General features: G+C 53.9%; 17 protein-coding genes. 16 read left to right on the top strand and 1 reads right to left on the bottom strand.

Annotation, left to right across the window (positions count from 1 at the left end; all coding sequences use genetic code 11):
• Window positions 1–788 precede the first annotated feature (788 nt).
• From KTH_RS28375 to KTH_RS28365, 3 genes are all read left to right on the top strand, one after another.
• A complete protein-coding gene (locus KTH_RS28375) occupies window positions 789–2423 on the top strand; it encodes a tetratricopeptide repeat protein (RefSeq protein ID WP_497622241.1) in 1635 nt (544 codons plus the stop codon).
• A gap of 35 nt (window positions 2424–2458) precedes the next feature.
• Entirely contained in the window at window positions 2459–4225 is a 1767-nt protein-coding gene (locus tag KTH_RS28370; protein ID WP_497622239.1) for a protein kinase domain-containing protein, read from the top strand.
• 94 nt (window positions 4226–4319) lie between these two features.
• Entirely contained in the window at window positions 4320–5105 is a 786-nt protein-coding gene (locus KTH_RS28365) for a GNAT family N-acetyltransferase (RefSeq protein ID WP_497622237.1), read from the top strand.
• An 82-nt stretch (window positions 5106–5187) separates the two neighbouring features.
• On the opposite strand, the gene KTH_RS28360 is transcribed toward KTH_RS28365, so the two are convergent.
• Window positions 5188–6549 carry a serine/threonine protein kinase gene (locus KTH_RS28360; protein WP_497622235.1) on the bottom strand — a complete coding sequence of 454 codons (1362 nt, stop codon included), beginning with the start codon at window positions 6547–6549 and terminating at the stop codon, window positions 5188–5190.
• A gap of 535 nt (window positions 6550–7084) precedes the next feature.
• Here KTH_RS28360 and KTH_RS28355 point away from each other — a divergent pair.
• The 13 genes from KTH_RS28355 (at window position 7085) to phnM (ending at window position 21283) form a co-directional block, all read left to right on the top strand.
• Window positions 7085–8311 (top strand): sensor histidine kinase, encoded by a 1227-nt coding sequence (locus KTH_RS28355; protein ID WP_497622233.1) that lies wholly within the window; start codon window positions 7085–7087, stop codon window positions 8309–8311.
• 149 nt (window positions 8312–8460) lie between these two features.
• The gene (locus tag KTH_RS28350) at window positions 8461–8853 is read left to right on the top strand and encodes a response regulator (protein ID WP_111320405.1); all 393 of its coding nucleotides are present in this window, start codon (window positions 8461–8463) and stop codon (window positions 8851–8853) included.
• 257 nt (window positions 8854–9110) lie between these two features.
• A complete protein-coding gene (gene acnA, locus KTH_RS28345; RefSeq protein WP_497622231.1) occupies window positions 9111–11891 on the top strand; it encodes an aconitate hydratase AcnA in 2781 nt (926 codons plus the stop codon).
• Window positions 11892–12222: 331 nt separating this feature from the next.
• Window positions 12223–13050, top strand: a complete 828-nt coding sequence (gene phnC / locus KTH_RS28340) for a phosphonate ABC transporter ATP-binding protein (RefSeq protein WP_497622229.1) — start codon at window positions 12223–12225, stop codon at window positions 13048–13050.
• Window positions 13051–13056: 6 nt separating this feature from the next.
• Window positions 13057–14301, top strand: coding sequence for a phosphonate ABC transporter, permease protein PhnE (gene phnE, locus KTH_RS28335; RefSeq protein ID WP_497622227.1), 1245 nt, complete (start codon window positions 13057–13059; stop codon window positions 14299–14301).
• Window positions 14302–14330: 29 nt separating this feature from the next.
• Window positions 14331–15257 carry a phosphate/phosphite/phosphonate ABC transporter substrate-binding protein gene (locus KTH_RS28330; protein WP_497622225.1) on the top strand — a complete coding sequence of 309 codons (927 nt, stop codon included), beginning with the start codon at window positions 14331–14333 and terminating at the stop codon, window positions 15255–15257.
• 51 nt (window positions 15258–15308) lie between these two features.
• Window positions 15309–15725, top strand: a complete 417-nt coding sequence (phnG, locus tag KTH_RS28325; protein WP_497622223.1) for a phosphonate C-P lyase system protein PhnG — start codon at window positions 15309–15311, stop codon at window positions 15723–15725.
• 4 nt (window positions 15726–15729) lie between these two features.
• Window positions 15730–16392 carry a phosphonate C-P lyase system protein PhnH gene (gene phnH, locus KTH_RS28320; protein ID WP_170142429.1) on the top strand — a complete coding sequence of 221 codons (663 nt, stop codon included), beginning with the start codon at window positions 15730–15732 and terminating at the stop codon, window positions 16390–16392.
• Window positions 16389–17612 (top strand): carbon-phosphorus lyase complex subunit PhnI, encoded by a 1224-nt coding sequence (locus KTH_RS28315; RefSeq protein ID WP_497622221.1) that lies wholly within the window; start codon window positions 16389–16391, stop codon window positions 17610–17612. Before phnH ends, KTH_RS28315 begins: the two co-directional genes overlap by 4 nt.
• Before the next feature lie 16 nt (window positions 17613–17628).
• The gene (locus KTH_RS28310) at window positions 17629–18513 is read left to right on the top strand and encodes an alpha-D-ribose 1-methylphosphonate 5-phosphate C-P-lyase PhnJ (protein ID WP_497622219.1); all 885 of its coding nucleotides are present in this window, start codon (window positions 17629–17631) and stop codon (window positions 18511–18513) included.
• A 4-nt stretch (window positions 18514–18517) separates the two neighbouring features.
• Window positions 18518–19372 (top strand): ATP-binding cassette domain-containing protein, encoded by an 855-nt coding sequence (locus KTH_RS28305; RefSeq protein ID WP_497622217.1) that lies wholly within the window; start codon window positions 18518–18520, stop codon window positions 19370–19372.
• A 21-nt stretch (window positions 19373–19393) separates the two neighbouring features.
• Complete coding sequence (locus KTH_RS28300; RefSeq protein WP_111320385.1) at window positions 19394–20119, top strand: phosphonate C-P lyase system protein PhnL; 726 nt, start codon at window positions 19394–19396, stop codon at window positions 20117–20119.
• 3 nt (window positions 20120–20122) lie between these two features.
• Window positions 20123–21283 carry a phosphonate metabolism protein PhnM gene (gene phnM, locus KTH_RS28295; RefSeq protein ID WP_497622215.1) on the top strand — a complete coding sequence of 387 codons (1161 nt, stop codon included), beginning with the start codon at window positions 20123–20125 and terminating at the stop codon, window positions 21281–21283.
• Window positions 21284–21326: the final 43 nt, after the last annotated feature.

Genomic DNA, 21326 nt, shown 5'->3' with positions numbered 1-21326 from the left:
TTCAGCATTCTCTAAGGTAGACTCATCCATTTCTAAGCAATAGTTCGGTTTATAGAACAAAGCTCAACTCTTATTACATCTTCTACGCGTTTCTTTCTGTAATGCAAACACTCTTTCACATAGATTTTTCTAAGGAAACTATCAGCTTGGCACGGCACAAAAGTCCTATGCTCCGGATGCTGCCCGACTTCTCTAGCGCCGGGATCGAAGCGACGCCATATCAAAAATAGATCTTTTGTCCGAGAAATAGTGCATTTTCAAACGACTTGCTCCCGAAAAACTTCTTCCTATGCATACAGTTTTCCCTCAGGGAGGCGGCGACAAGGTGATTCTCCTATTTCCAGAGAAAAGCTGTATCCCTGAGCGCATACTATCCGTTTCAGTGTTAAGGGTGAGGAATAGAATGAATGTCAGAGAGTTGCTCTTCTTGACGACTCCCCTCAGAGAAAAGCGAACATGCGGCACCAAAACAATAGCCGTCGTACCGTTTATTATCCAGAGGGGACGCAATGATGAGCAATCAGCAACATAAGCACCACCAGCCGCTTCTCTACTGACCTTCAGATCGAGATGCATCGCGCCATATGCGCTGCATTCAGCAAGTCAGTAATGCTTGCAAATATCGCTATTTTAATAAAAACTGATGTTGAAATGCTGTAATTGATTACACTCTGCACAAGGTTTTATATGCTGTATTGACAAAAGAGTCACACTTTCGATACAGTAGAGACACTGGTTTTCTGTCTGGTAAAGAACTTCTGTGCAGGCTAGGGAGGGACGACTTGTCCATGGGGATGTGTTTGGATTTAGAGGGCTGTGGTTTTGAAAATAGAGAGAAAGCGCGTTTCTGTTCTCGTTGTGGTATCCCACTACGCGGTACATCCCTGAAAGGGCGCTATGAGATCGTCAGCCTGACGGGCAAAGAGCGCAAAACGGTCACGTTTCGGGCCATTGATCGACGCAATGGAGAACGGCTTACTGTTCGTGCACTCCATCCCCGTCAGGCAAAGAGCCGTGAACGCGAAGAATTTCTTCAGGAAGCCGAGTATGCAGCCTCACTTTCTGCCCGTGTTCACGATCCGGGAAGTATCCGTGTAATTGACTATGGTCAGGATGGTCCGGTTACCTTTTTAGTTAAATCCGAGATAGCCACGGGAGAGTTCAGCAATTCCGCACAGTCCCCGCGAAACGCACGGCAGGTGCGACAGACGGTGGAACCGGAACGTGATATAGATGAGGAAACGCTGCTGCGTATCGAGGTTCCGTTCAAGAAACCACGAGCCGCAGATCCTCTGACCGAGGCGAATGTTGCCTATGAACAGGGAAATTACGAGCTTGCATTAAGCGCCTATGACAAGGCAATCGCGCAGAACGCGACCCAGGTCGATGCATGGAGTGGTAAGGCCGCGACCCTGCTCTGTCTGGGACGGCTTGAAGAGGCCTTACAGACCTATGACTATGCACTGACCATGCGTCCAGAAGATCCAGACCTCTGGACCGCGCGCGGTACCGTTCTCCGCGAGCTTCGCCGTCTGGACGAAGAGCTTTACAGCTATGAACAGGCACTCAGCTATGATGAGAACTATGCCTATGCGTGGAGCGCCAAAGGCATGGCCCTTGCGGAGCTAAATCGCCCGGAAGAGGCGATTATGGCTTTTGATAAGGCGCTGGTCCTTAAACCCGAACAGCGCGTTGTCTGGCAGGCAATGAGCAATACACTCTACAACCTGCGTCGCTATAAGGAAGCGCTCATCGCGATTGAGCGGGCGCTTTCGATTGATAACAGTCAGGCTTCAACCTGGGATATCAAGGGCAATATCCTGCGCCGTAAGGGTGAGCCAGAAGAGGCGCTTCAGGCACACGAGCAGGCGCTGACCCTCGATCCCCAGAATGCGACTCTCTGGTTTGATAAAGGGAATGATCTGCGCGACCTCAAACGCTTCGATGAAGCCCTTGTTGCATACGATCACGCTCTTTCCCTTGATCCATCACTGGCAGGAGCATGGTATAATCGAGGCAACGTGCTTGCTGCACTACATCTGTACGAAGAGGCACTTGCTTCCTATGACCGGGCACTTCAGTACGATGACGGATTAACTTCTGCTTGGTACAATAAAGGAAGCCTGCTTCATGAATTGCAGCGCTACGATGAGGCTCTTGCTGCGTTTGATCGAGCTCTAGCAGGCGATGTCCACTATATCGCAGCCTGGAACAATAAGGGGCTTTCGCTCTTTGCCCTGGGACGATTGGAGGAAGCGCTAGCGGCACTGGATCAAGCGACCTCGTTTGCGCCAGAAGAGCCTGACGCCTGGTATAACAAGGCTGTTGTATTACAAAAACTGGGAAGAACGCAAGAGGCCCTTTCCTGCCAGGAATGGGCTCGCACCATTGAGGCGCGATCCCGTGGCAGCGAGGCTTCGTGAGTTCCCCCCATGTATTTTTTCACCTGGAGGAGGGAATGCGACGCTGCGCAGATCAGGTAGACTGCGGTTATGATAATCGGGACAGCGACTTATTTTGTCGTGCCTGCGCACTGCCTTTAATTCATACGATGCTGGCGGGACGCTACCGCGTGGATGCCTTAATCAGCAAAGGCGGTTACGCGGCGGTCTTTCGTGGTGTAGATCGCCACCTCTCCCGCTACATCGGAATTAAGGTTCTGCTACCCAGCAAGACAACGCATACCGAGCACGAGCATTTTTTGCGTGAAGCACGTATCGCTGCGACTCTAGATCACCCGAATATTGCTCCTGTCCTTGATTATGGCCGCGATGGTCCCAGTGTTTTTCTGGTTATGCCACTCTATACGGCTGGCTCCCTGCGTACCCGGCTGGCTCAGGCCAATGGCCCCCTGCCATTTCAGGAAGCGGTGAGCAACTTTCATCAGCTTGCCAGCGCTTTACATTACGCACATACACGGCCACGTCCCGTCATCCATCGCGATATCAAGCCTGAGAATATCCTGGTCCATCAGGATGATCATCGCCTGGTTATCACCGATTTCGGGATCGCTCGCCTGCTGGAACCAGGAGCCCGCTTCGGCAAAACCGTTACCGTACGAGGCACGGTTGGCTATATGGCACCCGAGCAAACAAGCGGCGTGGTCGACCCACGCAGCGATCAATATGGATGCGCCATCGTGCTTTATGAGATGTTGACAGGCTATCACCCGCTCGATCCAGTCAGCGGCTCTGTGCCTCCTGCTTCTTCGCTCAATCCAGAGCTCCCGTCAGCCCTGGATCACGTCATTATGCGTGCATTGGCGACGAATCCCGAGCACCGCTATGCCGATATGGTCGAATTTATTCAGGCTTTCGACCAGGCATGTCAGCCCGGCAATCATACGCCCGTGATGACACCACCGCTCTCCTCGGACTCGTATCCAATCATGCCCAGAAGCACAAACTCGACAAACCCGTCTCTCCCTTCGGTGTCTTCCTCCACCGGCAAGCAGGGCATTGTGCAGGATGTCCAAACATCGCGGGTCAAAATCAGGAGCACCGGAGCTGCACGTGATAAGTGTCGCGAGGGTGACCATTATCTGAAGCAACACCAGTATTCGCAGGCGCTCCATGCCTATGAGGAAGCTCTGGAAATGGACCCCCGCAACTTTCACGCATGGAACGGCAAAGGTACCGCCCATTATAATCAGGGAAACTACCGCAAAGCGCTTGACGCTTACCTTCAGGCCACCGAAATCGAACCTGATAATGTGGTCGTCTGGGTCAGCGCGGGTCTGGCACTCCTGCGATTACAGCGCTATCAACAGGCGCTGGTTCACTTTGAACGCGCTCTGGCAATTGATCCCTGCTATGTGGCAGCCTGGAACGGCAAAGCGGATGCACAGCTTGATATGAATATGCCTGAAGAAGCTGTTGCATCCTATGAGCAGGCGCTGCACTGTGATGCTCGCAGTTTTCAGGCCTGGAACGGGCTGGGAAATGCCCGTGCCTGTCTGTTTGATTACAGTGGAGCTGTCGATGCATATACACAGGCGCTTCTGATTAACTCTCGCAGCGCTGTTGCCTGGTGTAACAAAGCAGAAGCGCTGCTCAGGCTCGGCCATAATAAAGCGGCACTGGATGCGCTCAACGAGGCAACCGAAATGGACAAGGGCTATACTCGCGCCTGGGAGCTCAAAGCCAACGTATATGAAGCCCTGGGTAATGTGCACGAGGCCCAGAAATCCCGCAAACGGGCACGTCCCTGGAATCTCAAGCCATAAACGCTCAACAAAAGATCCTTTTTGCTTGATCGCCTGCTTATGGCTGCGATTCCTGCTGCCCATTTTATTCTTTCCAAAAGGAACATATGCTCAAATGGTGACCCTTTCTCTACCCGACAAAGAGCAAATCGAGGCTTTTTTGCGCAAAAACATTTACCTTCATCTATATGAACTCGGCGACATGGATGATTTTTTCTGGCCCTATACCCGCTGGTATACCCTGGAAGAAGACCAGACGATTAAGCAGGTTATCATGCTCTATACAGCCTTTGATCCCCCTGTTATGCTGGCCCTGACCGATGATATCCCCGGTATGCAAGCATTGCTTCGCTCATCTCAGTTACCGAACCAGATTTTCGCTCATCTGAGCCTCGGTCTGCGCGAAACCCTGGAAGAGACCTATACTGCAACATCCTACGGCACACACTATAAGATGGCCTGGACCAATCCTTCAGCCTGCAACACGATCGATACCACAGATGTCGCCCATCTCTCACAAAGCGATCTTCCCGCACTGGAGGCGCTGTACGCTCAGGGCTATCCCGATAACGCCTTTGATCCGCGCATCCTCGAAACCGGGCAGTGCTACGGGATCTACCATCCGACCCACCCGGGAAAACTGATCTGCGCGGCAAGCGTCCATGTCTATTCGGAATACTATCAGGTGGCCTCGCTTGGCAACGTTGTGACGCACCCGGAATGGAGAGGAAAAGGTCTGGCAACCCGAACCTGTGCGCGGCTCTGCCGTTCGCTACAGCAACATATCCGACATATTGGCCTCAATGTCAAAGCCAATAACGCAAGCGCAATCCGCTGTTATCAGCGACTCGGTTTCCAGACAGTAGCAGAATTTGAAGAGGTGCTCTTAACCCATAAGTAGCCAAAGGGGAGAGAGACCAGAAGCGCCCTTTCAACAGTGCCTTTACCATGAAGCGTGGATTTCTTCTCCGGCCTCTCTCCCTCTAGCGGGCATGCCCGAGCAGAAGCATCGTCAGCAACATACCAATCGTCAGGAGGAGCAAGAAAACCAGACCAATCACGATCGCGCCAAAAATCGTTGATTGCTGTAGCAGATAAAGAGGAATCGTTTTAAACTGCATACTCGCAGCCACCAGCGTCGAGAACGAGGTGCGACTTTGCATCTGGATCTTTTTGCGCGGCTGCGTCTTCTCCTCGCTCGGTTCTTCCAGGGCAGGATGGACCGTTGCCGCCGCAAGGGAAGGCAGAGAGCCACCATGCTTTGCAGTTCCCACTACCTTTTCTATCGGTGATACCGGCAATGTGGTATCCTCCCGCTGGAGGAAACGCTTCCCCCCTTCGCGCGACTTCGCCTGACCACGAAACTCTTTTTTCTCCGCGTTTTTTTTCTTGCGATTTTCCCGTAATACCTCGTCATAGGCTTGTGCAAATGCCATAATGTTAGGGTAACGTTGCTCGGGCTTTTTCGCCAGTGCCCGCAGAAAGACTGCATCGAGTTCCTGGGGGAGTGAAGGATTGTAAACACTTGGCGGTGTCGGCGGCGTATGATGATGGTGATGCAGAAGCTGAGAGGCCGTCCCCTCAAATACCGCCCTCCCTGTCATCAACTGATAGATCATAACAGCCAGCGCATACTGATCCGCCGATGGGCCCACATGCACCGAGGTTGCCAGTGATGGATCATCAAACTGCTCCGGAGCCATATACAGCGGTGTCCCCACCGAACGATGCATCGACCGCCCATGTCGATAGAATGCCGCAAGGCCAAAATCCGCTAATAGCAGTTTTGGTCTGCCATGCGGAAAGATATGTGCCAGATGGGCATATTCGTCATTTTTGGGCACATTCTTTTCGACACGAATCAGAAAATTTGTGGGCTTGATATCGCGATGAATAATCCCGTGATCATGAGCATATTGAAGGGCCGTAGCCGCCTGCACCAGATAATATCCCGCCTCTTCAGCCGAGATAGGCCAGCTAAAGCCATACTGCTGCGTGCGCCGCTGGAGCCAGCTCCATAGTGAGCCATCCGATAGATACGGCATCACCAGATAGGTAATAGTCGGGCCGTCCGGCTCAAGCACTTCATCCCCGAAATGATAGAGAGGTAAAATATTCTCATGATCAAGCTCGGCAACGGCGCGGGCTTCACGCTCAAAGCGCACAGCCGCCTGTTTTCCTTCGGGAGTATTGGGAACCGCGCGTAGGTCTCCACACACAACCTTGATCGCGACTTTCCTACCAATCCGTGCATGTTGCGCCAGATAGATATCTCCCATACCGCCACTCTCGACGAGACGTATCAACCGGTATCCGCCAAGATTTTTCCCCACCAGCATATTCATCCGCAACTTCCCTCAAGACAAAAATAGAAGAGCATGTTCTGCATACTCTCTTCAGAACTTTTTCTACACACAGTATACATTCGCCTTAAGATGATCTCGAAAAACTGAGAAAAAGGTGCTACATATAACGCAAAAATTTACAACGCCATATATATAGAATAGATGAATCGAGGTTTGAGGCATTGAGATATTTAATTGATGCCCATATGCGGCTACACAGGAAAACGGCGAGCAACGGGCAGGGCAAGCCCATACTGTTTCAGGATTGAAGCCGGCTGCGAAGCGAGCTGATCCGTTCTCTCCTTCAATAAGCTGGAATCAGGAATACCCATCTCTTCGCTCTGCCTCATTCAACTAAGAGAGGAGAAGAGCGCGAAGGCGTGGAGTAAGAGAGGTGCCCGCATTCAGGTTTCATTCAACTAAAGCTTCAATCGGGGACGCAGCCCAGCCGAACAATACCGCCCGCTTGTTGGACTTCTTCCTATACTGACTGGTATGGAAGTTTCTATCTGTGGCAGTCAGGAGGTGTTAAACGATGCTCAATCATCGTCGTTTCGCGGGCATCGTCTATTCGGTGCAGGCTTTGCTGAATTGCTCAGATACCAGCTTGATACTGGCATGTCACGATGCCACGCTGCGTCATCCTCTCTTACAACGGCTTCCTTTCTATCTCCATCAGGAGCTCTCTTTTTTCAGTGTAACGCATACCGAATACCTGCTGTATGATAGTCGTATTCAGTCTCTATGCGATATTGTCCTTCAGACTGGGCATATCTGGTACTACAGGCACGCTCAGAGAGACGTAATGCTTGCCGCTCCGCTTGAGCGCCCACAAGGGCTCCTCGGACTCCTGCTCTGCTCTCGAAAAGAGCCTTTCACACCCGGAGATTTTCGGCTGCTACAGCAGACGCTTCCCCGGTTCAGTCAGGATGTGGAACGAAGCCTTGAGGAACTCAGCTCGTCGCTCTTCCTATCTGAACAATCCTCGATGCAGGATCAGTATGAGTTTCTTTCGCTTGTCTGCCATGAGTTGCGACGCCCATTGACTACGATCAAGGGCTATACAGGACTGTTACAGAGCTGTGATGATGCGATCGAAAGCGCCCGGCGTCAGCGCTACCTTCAGGCTATTCTCACCGCTATTCAGCATCTCGAAGCAGCCATGAATGATCTGTTCGATATCTCCTGTCTCACAAGTGGGCGGTTCACACTGCACTGCCAATGGATCGATCTTGTATCCCTATGCACCGAACTGATCGAGCAGGAGCAGGAGCGAATCGAGGAGGCACGTCCCGGCTGCTATACACTCCGTCTGCATGTCGAGACGCCTCTACCGCCCATCTGGGCTGACCCGCATCGCGTGCGCCAGATTCTCGCCAATATTCTGGATAACGCGATTAAATATTCGCCACAAGGTGGGCTCATTGAGATGTTGCTTCAACAGCAGGCAATCCCAAAGCAGCCACCGCGCATCAATATCACTGTGCGCGATCATGGGATCGGCATTACGCCCCGCCAGCAACGAACGCTCTTTCAACCCTTCTCCCGGCTCCACCATCCCGCGACCAGTCAGGTGAGCGGGCTTGGCCTCGGGCTCTACCTCTCACGCAAGCTCGCCGAAGCCATGCAGGGACAACTTGTGCTTCAGAGTGTCGAAGGGAAGGGAACTAACGTCACCCTACAGCTTCCAATCGCCCCGACGGCAAGACAAAACGACCTGCCATCCTCAACTACTTGCGAAATAAGGCACAGTTTGTTATAGTGTCGACAGAGCATATTTTCTAGCATTGATATCCACCTATTTCGGTAAGGAGCAAAACGGATTACAGGAAAGATTCCTTTCCTTTACAGCCGGAACTGCTTCAACAGAACAAACAACACAAGAAAAAAGAGCAAAAGAAGGGGAGCGCTATGCACGTAGGGTTGCTGGAGGACGATCTTGCAATACAAGAGATGGTCATGCTTGTTTTGCAGGACGAAGGTTACACTGTCACCGTTTTCGCCGAGGCTGAGCAATGTCTGGAGGCGTTGGGTGTCACCACGCCACAGCCGCAAGTCTCTCCTGTGGATGTTATGATCATTGACTGGCGCTTGAATGGGTCTATGTCTGGTATCGAAGTGATCCGCCGGATTAGAAGCTGTCCACACCTGCAATCCCTCCCGATTATTTTGACAACAGCGGCAACATTCACCGATACCGAAGAGCTACAGAACCTGAACGTCTCCCTGCTCGAAAAACCGTTTTCTGTGGATGAAATTATCATGCTCATCAAACAGAAAACCGGGACGCTCCCATCTTCATGACCACCCACGTCAGGCGACATCAGCGGCTCTCGATCGTGCTGTTTTTCCCTCCCGAAACTAAAGTGCAATAAACGGCAGGACAGTCAGATAGTAAAACGAACGCTACTACGGTTGTCTTCATTTCCCGGCGCTGTAGTATAATAAACCTGAGAAACGACAATGAGTATAAGGGTTGACTTTTATGAAACCACGTCTTATTGCATTGAGCCATAGACGGTCACCCTTCCCCAAATACACTCCATCAAAGGATAGGTCTTATGACTGCATACAATGACGTATTTGGCGCACGCACCCGGTTGGATGGTGCATTCGGAACTGTGCATTACTACCGGCTGGATAGCGTTTTAAAACGGGGTGTCGATACACTTGAACGACTCCCCTTTACTGTGCGCATCATACTGGAAAATCTGCTTCGCAATGCAGATGGCGAGCTGATCCGCGAAGATGATATCCTCTCCCTTGCCCGCTGGCGACCGGGGCAAGCCGCAAGCAGCAATGCAGAATATCCCTTCCTGCCCGGACGTGTTCTGATGCAGGACTTTACCGGCGTCCCGGCAGTAGCCGATCTGGCCGCCATGCGTTCTGCTGTTGCTCGCATGGGAGGAGATCCCAAAAAGATCAACCCGCTGGTTCCCGCAGATCTGGTCATTGACCATTCAGTGCAAGTCGATGTCTTTGGAACTACCAATGCATTTCAATTTAACGTTGAACGCGAATACGAGCGTAACAAAGAGCGCTATGCACTGCTTCGCTGGGCTCAGCAGGCGTTCAGCAATTTCCGTGTCGTCCCTCCTGGAACCGGTATCGTCCATCAGGTCAACCTGGAATATCTGGCCTCTGTTGTCATGACCAAAGAAGAGAACGGAGAGAAAGTCGCCTTCCCTGATACGCTGGTTGGAACTGACTCGCACACGACGATGGTCAATGGTCTGGGTGTTCTTGGTTGGGGCGTTGGTGGCATCGAGGCCGAGGCGGTTCTGCTTGGTCAGCCGCTCTATCTCCTCACCCCTGAGGTTATCGGTATGCGCCTCACCGGCTCCTTGCCCGAAGGCACGACCGCGACCGACCTTGTGCTGACCGTTACCCAGATGCTTCGCAAGCGCGGTGTGGTCGGTAAATTCGTGGAGTTCACAGGTCCGGGCCTCAGCCAGCTAGCCCTTGCAGACCGTGCAACCATCTCCAATATGTCGCCAGAGTTTGGTGCAACCGCAACCCTCTTCCCGGTCGATGCCGAAACCCTGCGCTATCTGCGTGCAACCGGTCGCTCCCCCGAACTGGTAGAGCTGATCGAGCGCTACACAAAGGAACAGGGTCTCTTCCGCACCGACGATATGGTCGAGCCAGAGTTTGATGATCTGCTTGAACTCGATCTCAGCACGATTGTTCCCAGTCTGGCTGGTCCGCGGCGTCCGCAGGATCGCGTGCTGATGAGCGAACTGGGCAAGACCTTCCGTACCGCCTATGCCGATCGCTTCTCGGGTTCCACCCCATCCACTGAGACAGCACAAGGCCAGACCGCAACGGCAACCGCGCAGAAGGGCGCCGCCGTTCTGGTAAAGGAAGAGAACAGGCCCGAAAGCGTTGAGATTGAGGTAGACGGTCAGAAAGTCACCCTGCGACATGGCTCCGTGGCTATTGCGGCCATTACAAGCTGTACCAACACCTCGAACCCCTCTGTCATGGTTGCCGCGGGCCTGGTGGCAAAAAAGGCAGTGGAAAAAGGGCTCAAAGTCAATCCCGCGGTCAAGACCAGCCTCGCACCGGGCTCTCGCGCCGTGATTGACTACCTGAAGAATGCAAACCTGCTGCCCTATCTGGAACAGCTCCGCTTTAATCTTGTGGGCTATGGCTGCACAACCTGTATCGGTAATAGTGGCCCACTGCCTGAGCCCGTTGCACAGGCCATTCAGGACAATGACCTCGTCGTCGCCTCGGTGCTCAGCGGGAACCGCAACTTTGAGGGCCGCATTCATCCGCAGGTCCGAGCCAGCTTCCTTGCATCGCCCCCCCTGGTCGTTGCCTATGCCCTGGCTGGAACTGTCGATATCGACCTGACAAAAGAGCCACTGGGAGTCAACGACAAAGGCGAAGAGGTCTACCTGCGCGATATCTGGCCAACACAGCAGGAGATTCAGAGTATCGTCACAAAAACGGTGACACCGGAAGTCTTTGCAGAGAACTATGCACACGTCTTTGAGGGTGACGAACACTGGCAGGCGCTCAGTAATTCAACCGGCACGCTCTTCGAGTGGGACCCCGAATCCACCTATGTGCGCGAACCGCCTTTCTTCCAGGGGATGGCAAACGAGCCCGCTCCGGTCAAAAATATCAGGGGGGCTCGTGTTCTGGCGATGCTCGACGATTCGATCACGACCGACCATATCTCACCTGCGGGTAGCTTTGCTGCCAACAGCCCGGCTGGTCAATATCTGATCGAGCATGGCGTCCAGCGCCGCGACTTCAACACCTACGGTGCACGCCGTGGTAACCATGAAGTGATGGTGCGCGGCACCTTCGGCAATATTCGTCTGCGCAACCGTCTGGTCCCGGGCAAAGAGGGCTACTACACCGTCCATCTGCCGTCTGGCGAAGAGACCACGATCTACGACGCCTCGATGCGCTATCAGCAAGAGGGTACGCCGCTGATCGTTGTGGCAGGCAAGGAATACGGTTCCGGTAGCTCCCGTGACTGGGCCGCGAAAGGTCCCTTGCTGCTCGGTATTCATGCCGTGATCGCAGAGAGCTTTGAGCGCATTCACCGCAGCAATCTGGTCGGTATGGGCATCCTTCCCCTTCAATTCCGCCCGGGTGACAGCAAAGAATCGCTCGGCCTGACCGGACACGAAACTTTCGACATTATGGGCATCGAGGAGGGACTGAAGCCTCGCCAGGAGGTGACCGTCAGAGCAACCCGCGAGGATGGCACGTCCTTCGAGTTCACAACTATCGCACGCCTCGATAGCCCAATCGATGTGACGTACTATAAGAATGGTGGCATCCTGCTTACTGTTCTGCGCCGCCTGATGCAGGAGGCATAGTCACTTAACATCCTGATAACAAACAGGCAGTGAAACCGGATTGGCTGACCATCTGTTAAAGATAGGTTAACAGTCCGGTTTTACCTTTTCTACAGTACCAATTACCCGCACTTCTCCTATCCCTCTGACACAGTGACTCTATTTCTTTACTGAAAGCAGAAAGGCCTCTATTTCCTGTCCTTCCCTACCCTCTCCTATCCCATTAGACTACAGGAAAAATTTAAACGATCCTTAAAGCTATGTCTACTTTCCTTTAATACTACAGTAGTATGATACAGAACAGAAAACGATTGAAGCATCAGAGCTATAGTGAAAAACAGGCGGTTTTACCTTGAGAACAAGTGCGCTTCTTGAAGTGAAAGGGCTCTCAAAAGTCTATCCAAACGGGTATGAGGCTCTCAACGACATCAGCTTCTCCGTTCGAGGAGGCGAGTTTATTTGCATTATCGGGCGCAGTGGAGCAGGCAAATCGACGCTGCTACGCTGTATTAACGGGCTCATCCCAATTTCTGGCGGAAGTATCCGTATAGACGGAACCGATATTTCCGCGTTAAACGAGAACGAAAAGCTGCTCTTACGCCGTCGGATCGGCTTTATTTTCCAGGAATTCAACCTGATCGAACGCGTCAGCGTTCTGCACAACGTTTTGACAGGACGACTTGGCTACATCAATGATTTCTGCGCGGCGATCGGCTATTTCAACCGCTCCCATCGTGAAAAGGCGCTCTGGTGTCTGCAACGCGTTAATATGGTTCAGCGGGCCAGATACCGCGCGGATCGGCTCTCAGGTGGAGAGAAACAACGTGTCGCAATCGCCCGGGCCCTGGCTCAGGAGCCCCTGATCCTGCTGGCAGATGAGCCGGTGGCAAACCTGGATATTGAGTTGACCTGGGGCATTATGGAAGACCTTCGTGCCGTCGCCCGAGAAGAGAACGTGCCCATTCTGGTGAATATCCATGATCTCGAAACAGCTAAACAATGCGCCGATCGCATCATCGGTATCGCACGCGGGCGTATTGTGTATGATGGCGCTCCCACCGGTCTGACTTCAGGCATCTTACAGGAGATCTACCAGAGCGATAGCGCGCCCGTCCGCTACACAACAACAACAAGCAGCGAGTCACTCCTTCCCGCAACATCCGGGGTGCTCGGAGGATAAGAAACAGTGGCAATAGAACGCAATCTCAAGAGTGGGCAGGCAACCGATCCACGCCTGCAAAAGCGATACGATTTTTTCCAGCGGTTCCAGCACAGCCCGGATCGGACCCTGATTCATCCCTTACAGACACCGAAGTGGTCCCTGACGCTCCCGGCGCTTCTCTGCGCCCTGGGGATCGTTCTGCTGGCGCAACATCTCATCTCTCTGGGAACATATACGGTGAACTGGACCATCGCGTTCGATCTGAACAGCGCCGTCGCGATCCTGATTCTGGTCACTGGCGCAGTCAGTATGGCCCTCAAGGCGCGCCACAACCTGAAGGAGCTCCGCAGCACACAATCGATTATCTCCCTTGTGGTGTTGCTTGCGCTGGCAGGCTTCTTCTTCGCACGAGTTCTGAATGTCGGTACCTTCACCTACACACTCCAAACGCTGGATAGCAATTTCCTTGTGAGTCTCCTCCTGGCCTGTGGTCTGGTGTTTCTGGCCTTCCGTGGGAGCAAATTCGCCAGCGGCATTCTCTTCGGGCTCTTTATCTGGTGGGGCTTCAACATTAAGGACTTTGACTGGCTGAACGCGCTTCAGGGGCTCTTCAGTAGCTCAGCCGGTGCGAAACTGGTCAAAGAGCTGCTCCCACCCGACTGGACCTATTTCGGTAATATCCTTGATGCGCTGGCTATCACCATACAGACCGCCATTGTCGCGACCATCCTGGGTGTGATTGGGGCGCTTCCACTCAGCATTCTGGCGGCCCGCAATACCAGTCCGCACCCGATTATTTACAACACCATTCGTCTGCTGATGAACGCCACCCGTGCCATTCCATCGCTTGTGATGGCGCTGCTGTTTGTCCCCTTCCTGGGATTGGGACCGGGAGCGGGCATCATGGGCCTGGGCATCCATACGATTTCCAGTCTGACTAAGCTCTATGCAGAGGCAATCGAGGCCGTAAAACCCCAACCAATTGAGGCGTTGACCTCTGTGGGCGCGAACGGCTTCAAGCGCTTCCGCTGGGGGGTGTTGCCTCAGGCCTTTCCTCTGCTTGCCAGCTATACCATCTATGCCTGGGAATCCAACGGGCGCGACTCAACCGTTGTTGCCTTTGTCGGCGGCGGCGGACTTGGCTTTCTGTTACAGGCAAATCTCAGCCTGTTTGAGTATGCAAATGTCTCGGTTATTATCATCGTCCTGGTAATCACCGTGATGCTGCTTGATAGATTGAGCGATTTTGTTCGCTCGAAAATTATTTAATTCCTTCTATTTCAGGAGATGTAAGCAATATGTCTTATAGCTCGCATAAGCCGCTCCTTTCACGGCTCGGTCTCTTTTCACTGCTCCTTGTGCTGCTCACGCTTTTCGCAGCCTGCGGAGGCGAGGCAACCGCAAGCAATCAGGATAATTCGGGCAAACCGAAGCTCAGCCTGAAAGAGCTTCGCCTGGGTCTGATCCCTTCCGAGAACGCAACTAAAATGATTCAGGACACCACCCCGTTCGCGAAAGAGCTTGAAAAGCAACTGGGGGTTCCGGTCAAGCTCAGCGTTGCTCCGAACTATACCGCAACCATTACGGCAATGAGCGCCGGACAGCTAGATGTGGCCTGGTTTGGTCCCTTCAGCTACACACTTGCTGCCGACAAATACAATGCTGAAGCGTTTGTACAGCAGCTTCAGCCCAACGGCGACGATCACTACTATAGCTACATTGTCACCACCAAGAAGACCGGTATCAAGACAATCGCTGATCTTAAGGGGCATTCCTTCACCTATGTTGATCCCGCCTCGACCAGTGGCAACCTGGTACCGCGCTATACGATGAAGAAGAACGGGCTCGATCCCGATAAAGATGTCAAAGGCACCTTCGCAGGCGGTCATGATGCCTCGCTGCTCGCGGTGCTTGGCGGCAAAGCCGATGCAGGCGCGGTTGCCAGCGATGTCTATGCCAAACTGCTCAAAGCGGGCAAGTTCACCGAAGATGAGGTGGTTATTGTCGCCAAAAGCGATCCCATTCCCGGAAGTCCTGTTGCCTATCGCAAAGAGCTAAGTCAGAGCGACAAGCAGCTCATTCAGCAGGCCTTCCTGAACGTGAAGGACACAAAAGCTCTGGATGCGATTGCGACCAAAGGCTTCACAGCTGCAACAGACAGTAAGTTCGATCTGCTGCGCAGCATCGCCAAAGAACTTCATCTCGACGTCTCGAAACTGAAATAGTCCCGAGAGGGGAGCATTGTCCTGCTCCCCCCTCTCGCCCACGAGGAAGATATGAACTATTACGCGATTCTGGCAAATAGTCCGGAAGAAAAGGTCAATCAACTGGCAGAGCACGTACTGAAAACCTATCCGCAGAGCCATATCAAGCTTCTAAGCAGCCCCCGTCAGGGGCTGGTGATGCTCCGCGTGCGCGAAACCGTCGCCAATAGCCGCTTTAACGCCGGAGAGTTGCTTGTTACTGAGGTTCGTCTGGAACTGGACAAGCAGTTCGGCTTCGGGATGGTACTTGGTGAGAGCGCTCGTAAAGCGATGGGTATCGCGCTGATCGATGCCGCTATACGTAAAGGCGGTGCCCTGGCTGAGCAGCTCAAACAGCAGATCACAGAGCTCGACCAGCAATTGCATCATGAACGCCGCCGCCTGCAAGCCCTGGTGGCAAAGACAAAAGTCAACTTTGAGAGGATGTAACAGCATGATTGGCACCCGGCAGGATGAGCATGTACACTACAGTGCCTCGGTCTTCCGCCATATCCTTGATAGCCTGGCCCGTCCGGGCAAACTGACACAACTTCCCTATCCCCATCATCTCGGGGAACCGCCACGTACGCCGAGCAGTACAATAGCCAATTTCTATGCTCTGGGAGCGCTGCTGACGCTCCTCGATCGGGAGGTCAGCTTTGCTGTGGCTGAGCACGGTGTCTGGCAATCCCGCGATACAGAGATCGTCCAATGGCTTGCCCTACGCAGCGGAGCCAGCCTTGCAGAACCTTCAGACGCACACTTTGTTCTGTTTTGCGATGGAAGCAGCGATAGTCAGCTTCTCCAACTGAATGAGGGAACACTGCTGGAGCCAGAAGAAAGCGCCACAGCGATCTATTGCGTGACCGCACTTGACACAGAGATTCCCGGCCCGATTATGCTTGAGCTTTCGGGACCGGGCATTGAAACCACACACACGGTCTCTATCACTGGCTTAGATCGGCTGGAAATCGCGCACATAGTTGCGACACGCCAGCGCTACCCTCTGGGAGTCGATATCTACCTGATTGATGAAAACGGACGCTGCCTCGGCCTACCCCGCACGACACGTCTTCGTCTGCTAGAGAGCGCCCGGCAGAAGGAGCACACACGATGAGTTATGTTGCAGTTAAAGGCGGAACCGAAGCCGTTCTGAATGCAGAAAAGCTTGTGGAATATTTCCGCTGTCGCGGTGAAAGCGAGCCTATCACCACACAGCAAATTCAGGATCAGTTGCGCATGGCCGTAGATCGAGCAATGGGAGAAGGCGCTATCTACGCTCCTGAGCTGGCCGCGCTGGCCCTCAAGCAGAGCGAGGGTGACTCGCTGGAAGCCAGCTTTCTGCTCCGCGCGTTCTGCTCAACCGTTCCCCGTATTGATTACAGTCTGCCGGTAGAAGGGGTACGAATGCGCGTTATTCGCCGTGTTTCGGCCTCGTTCAAGGACATTCCCGGCGGCCAGATTCTCGGCCCCACTCGCGATTATAACCTGCGCCTGCTGAATACACTCCTGCGCACCGAAACCCGCGAGTCCATTCGGCACCTGCTGGAAGAGATTGAGGCTGAGATCAACGAAGATGAACTGCCCGAGAATGAGGGAATCTTTCCACGCGTGATTGATGATATGCGTGCCCGCGGTATTCTGGCCGAGCCACCACAGGCCGAACTGGACGAGGCTACCGCCGAGCCCTATGATATCACCCGCAAATCGCTGATTTTCCCGATCCCGCGAAGCGCACGCCTGCAAGGCCTGGCCCGTAGCGATATGGGAAGCCTGCTGACTCTGGCTTATAGCAGCGTTCGCGGCTATGGCGATATTCACCCGGTGCTGGGCGAACTGCGCAGTGGCTACCTCCCGGTTGAGGTCGCGCACCCGCTCACAGGCGAACCGGTCGAGATCGGTGAGATTCTGGCGACCGAGTGTGAAATGGTTTCGTACGTACTGGAGAGCGAAGATGAAAATGAGCAGCAGCCCGACGTTATCGAGGCCGGGAAACCGCACTTCGGGCTTGGCTATGGCTTTGTCTTCGGTCAGTGTGAGGTCAAGGCTATGAGTATGGCGATGCTTGACCGCGCAATCACTGTAGGCAAGGAACAGAAAGCTCAGGGCCAGCTCGCCCCTGCCGCGAACGAAGAATTTGTCCTGCTGCACTCAGATGGCATCGAGGCCAGCGGCTTTACCGCGCACTTCAAGCTTCCGCACTACGTCACCTTCCAATCAGACCTCAAGGTGCTTGAGCGGGCACAGGATTTTCAGGCGGCAAAATATGCCGAGACACAGGCACAACGAACGCAAGCGACCGAGACGTTGCGTGCACAGAACGAATCACAAGCATAGAAACAGGGCCAAACGAATGCAACAAACATCTATCGACATCATGCCACGACCTGCTGAACGCGAGACCCTTTACAACTTCGGCTTTATTGATGAAGATTCCAAGCGTGAGGTGCGCCGCAAGCTCCTGAAAGCGGTTGCTACGCCCGGCCACCTGATCCCTTTCGCCAGCCGTGACCTGCCAATCGCTCGGGGTTGGGGGACAGGTGGCCTGCAAATCACGCTCGCACTGGTGGAGCCAACCGATACCGTCAAGGTTATCGATCAGGGCGATGATGATAGCGTGAACGCGGTCAATCTGCGCCGCCTGATCCAGAAAACAACTGGCATCGAGTTTACCACTGATACGCTTCAGGCATCGATTATTCAGACGCGTCACCGGGTGCCCGAAGAGCCGCTTCGTGACGATCAGATCCTTGTCCTTCAGGTGCCGATGGCCGACCCTCTGCGTTGGGTCGAGCCGGTGCTTGAGCGCTCAATGGAGATGCATGCAGAGGCCGACTATGGCCATATGTGGGTCTACATGTATGAAAGCATAGTACGTCAGGGCGATGTCAACATTGCGACTCAGTATCCCGTGCTCGTCGAGGATCGCTATATCATGGATACCTCACCCATTCCGCGCTATGACGTGCCCCGCATGCATATGGCTGAAACCCTCTACCTCTTCGGAGCAGGCCGTGAGAAGCGTGTCTATGCGATTCCACCCTTTACAAAGGTCGTCCCGCTTCAGTTCGAGGACTACCCCTTCACGACCGAGCATGACCCGTCACAGCACTGTGCACTTTGTGGCTCAAACGATACCTTTCTGACCAGCCAATTTGATGCCGAGCAGGGACGCTGGCTCTACTACTGCTCTGATACCAGCTTCTGTCAGAAGCGCGTACAGGCCCGGGAGGCATAGAGAAATGAAAAACTGGATCTTTAAAGCAAACAACCTGATAAAACGCTTCGGTCCCGGCTGCGCCTTCTGCAAAGATCTGACAGGAGCAGAGCGCCAGAGTAACCGCTGTCCGGTCTGCGGCACGGTCGTTGCCTGCGCCAATGCCAGTTTCGTGCTGGAACAGGGCGAAGTTCTGGGCATTGTGGGCGAGAGTGGAAGCGGCAAAAGCACGCTGCTCCAGATGGTCAATCTGAGCCTTGTCCCCGATAGCGGAGAACTGCTGTACCGCGAGGTGGACTCCAAAGGGAATCCCATCGGTGAGGGTCTCAACCTGCTAACACTGGACAAGCACGCCCGCCGCACCTTCCGCAATGAACGGCTTGGCATCGTGCATCAACGACCCGAGCTTGGCCTGAACATGCATTTCACGGTGGGCGGCAACGTCGCCGAAAAGCTGCTGCTTGCGGGCTGGCGCAACGTCGGGACGATCCGCAAGCGCACAACTGAATTGATGCATCTGACCGAGCTCCCACCTGAGCGCATCGATGACGAGCCACGCAAGTTCAGCGGTGGTATGCTGCAACGAGTGCAGATCTCAAAAGCGCTCTCCAGCAACCCCGCAATCCTGCTTCTCGATGAGGTGACGACCGGTTTGGATCTCTCGGTGCAGGCCCGCGTGCTGGACTTGATCCGCCAAATTCAGTGGGAACTGAAGATGACCATGCTGCTTGTTTCGCACGATCTAGGAGTTATCAAGCAACTTGCAAGTAAAACAATGGTTATGAAGAACGGCACCATCGTTGAGAGCGGCCTGACAGATCAAATTCTGGAAGATCCTCAACACCCATACACCCAGTTGCTGGTTTCTTCAGCGCTCTAATGTCTACAGGAAAGAGAAGCTATGGACGCAACACACCCATTACTTGAGGTTCGTAACCTGACCAAAGAATTTCATCTGCATCTCGTCGATGGACGCACCATTACCCCTTTTGCAGGGCTCTCGTTCTCGGTGCCCGAAGGCTCACTGTGCATGCTTGCAGGCAGAAGTGGCGCGGGCAAAACCACAATTCTCCGCTGTATTTATCGCACCTATTTAACCACTGCTGGCGAGATCTGGTACGACTCACAGAAGTTCGGGCGCATCGACCTTGCCACAGCCAGCGAAGAGGAGATCCTCCAACTGCGTGAACGCGAAATTGGCTTTTGCTCTCAGTTTCTCAAAGTGTTGCCACGCGTACCGGCACTGGATGTAACCGCTGAACCACTATTGAAATGTGGCTGGTCTCGCGCCGAAGCCCTGACAGAAGCAAGCCGCTGGCTCAAGCGCCTGGGTATCGAGGAAAGCCGCTGGCAGGCAAGTCCGATCACCTTCAGTGGCGGAGAGCAGCAGCGCATCAATATCGCGCGAGCCTTTATTGCCGCGCCGCGCCTGCTATTGCTCGACGAGCCAACCGCCAGTCTTGACGCCTATTCCAAATCCATCGTTCTGGATATGATCAGCGAGGCTCGCGCCGCCGGGGTGACTATCGTCGCCGTCTCGCACGATATGGCGGCTCTGCGCCCCCTTGCTGACACCATTTTCAACGTGCCAGAACATGCATCTCTGGCCGCCGTACAGGAGTCATAAGGTATGCAGCAAACGATCCTTTATAACGCCACGCTGGTACTTCCCGATCGGGTCCTTCATGACGGCTGGCTTTTGCTGGAAGATACCATTATCGCCGATCTGGGGACAGGACAGCCCCCTATCGGACAGAATGGCTATCAGTATATCGACATCCAGGGAGATCTGGTCATGCCGGGACTGATCGACCTGCATTGCGATGCAATCGAGAAGCTAGTGGAGCCACGCCCACGCGTACTCTTTGATATCCCAACCGCATTGCATGAGGCAGACTACCGCCTTGCATGCAGCGGCATCACTACCGAGTTTCATGCTATTTCGCTGGACGATCAAGAATTCGGTGTGCGCTCTGACAGCTTTGCCCGAGATTTCGCGCGTATCCTGCAAGAGACCCGTGAGCATACACTGATTCGCCATAAGCTCCACGCACGCATTGAGCTGAGCAGCGCCCAGGCAAGCACTATTGTCGAGCAGATGCTGAACGATCAACTTGTTGATCTTGTCTCACTGATGGATCACAGCCCGGGACAGGGCCAATATCGGACAGAGGAAGAGTTCCGCTTCTATATTGCACGTACCTCGCATCGCTCACCCACGGAGATTGATGAGCTGATCGTCCATAAACGTGAACAGGCAAAGCTCATTCCGCAACGCATTGAGCAGATCACCGCGCTTGCACGTCATGCTAAAGTGAGCCTGGCAACCCACGATGACGATACGGCCACTCGGGTTGAGGCATGGCCTGCCCTCGGTGTCAGCATCAGCGAGTTCCCTACCACCGAAGAGGCAGCTCGCCGGGCGCAAGAACTGGGATTGACGGTCTGTATGGGAGCACCAAATGTAGTGCGTGGCAAGTCAAGCGGCGGCAATCTCAGCGCGACCGAGGCAACCCGGAAAGGCTATGTTGATGCCCTGTGCGCCGACTATCATCCCGCTTCAATGCTTGGCGCGGTCTTTACGCTGGCCCAGAAAGAGATACTCTCGCTTCCCGAGGCCGTAAACATGGTAACACGCAACCCGGCCCGAGCTATCGGCCAGACTCGTCTGGGCACGCTCGAACAGGGGAACATTGCTGACCTCATCCAGGTGCGACACTCTCCCTATGGCGTCCCCCGCGTTCAGCGTGTCTTTATAGATGGCAAGCTACGTATTCAGTCTACTCTGTAGCTGCTCGCTCTCGCTGTACAACCTGGAACCCGTCGCGCTGGCG

This window comes from Thermosporothrix sp. COM3 (assembly GCF_059696735.1).
This window is presented reverse-complemented; position numbering and strand designations above follow the sequence as displayed.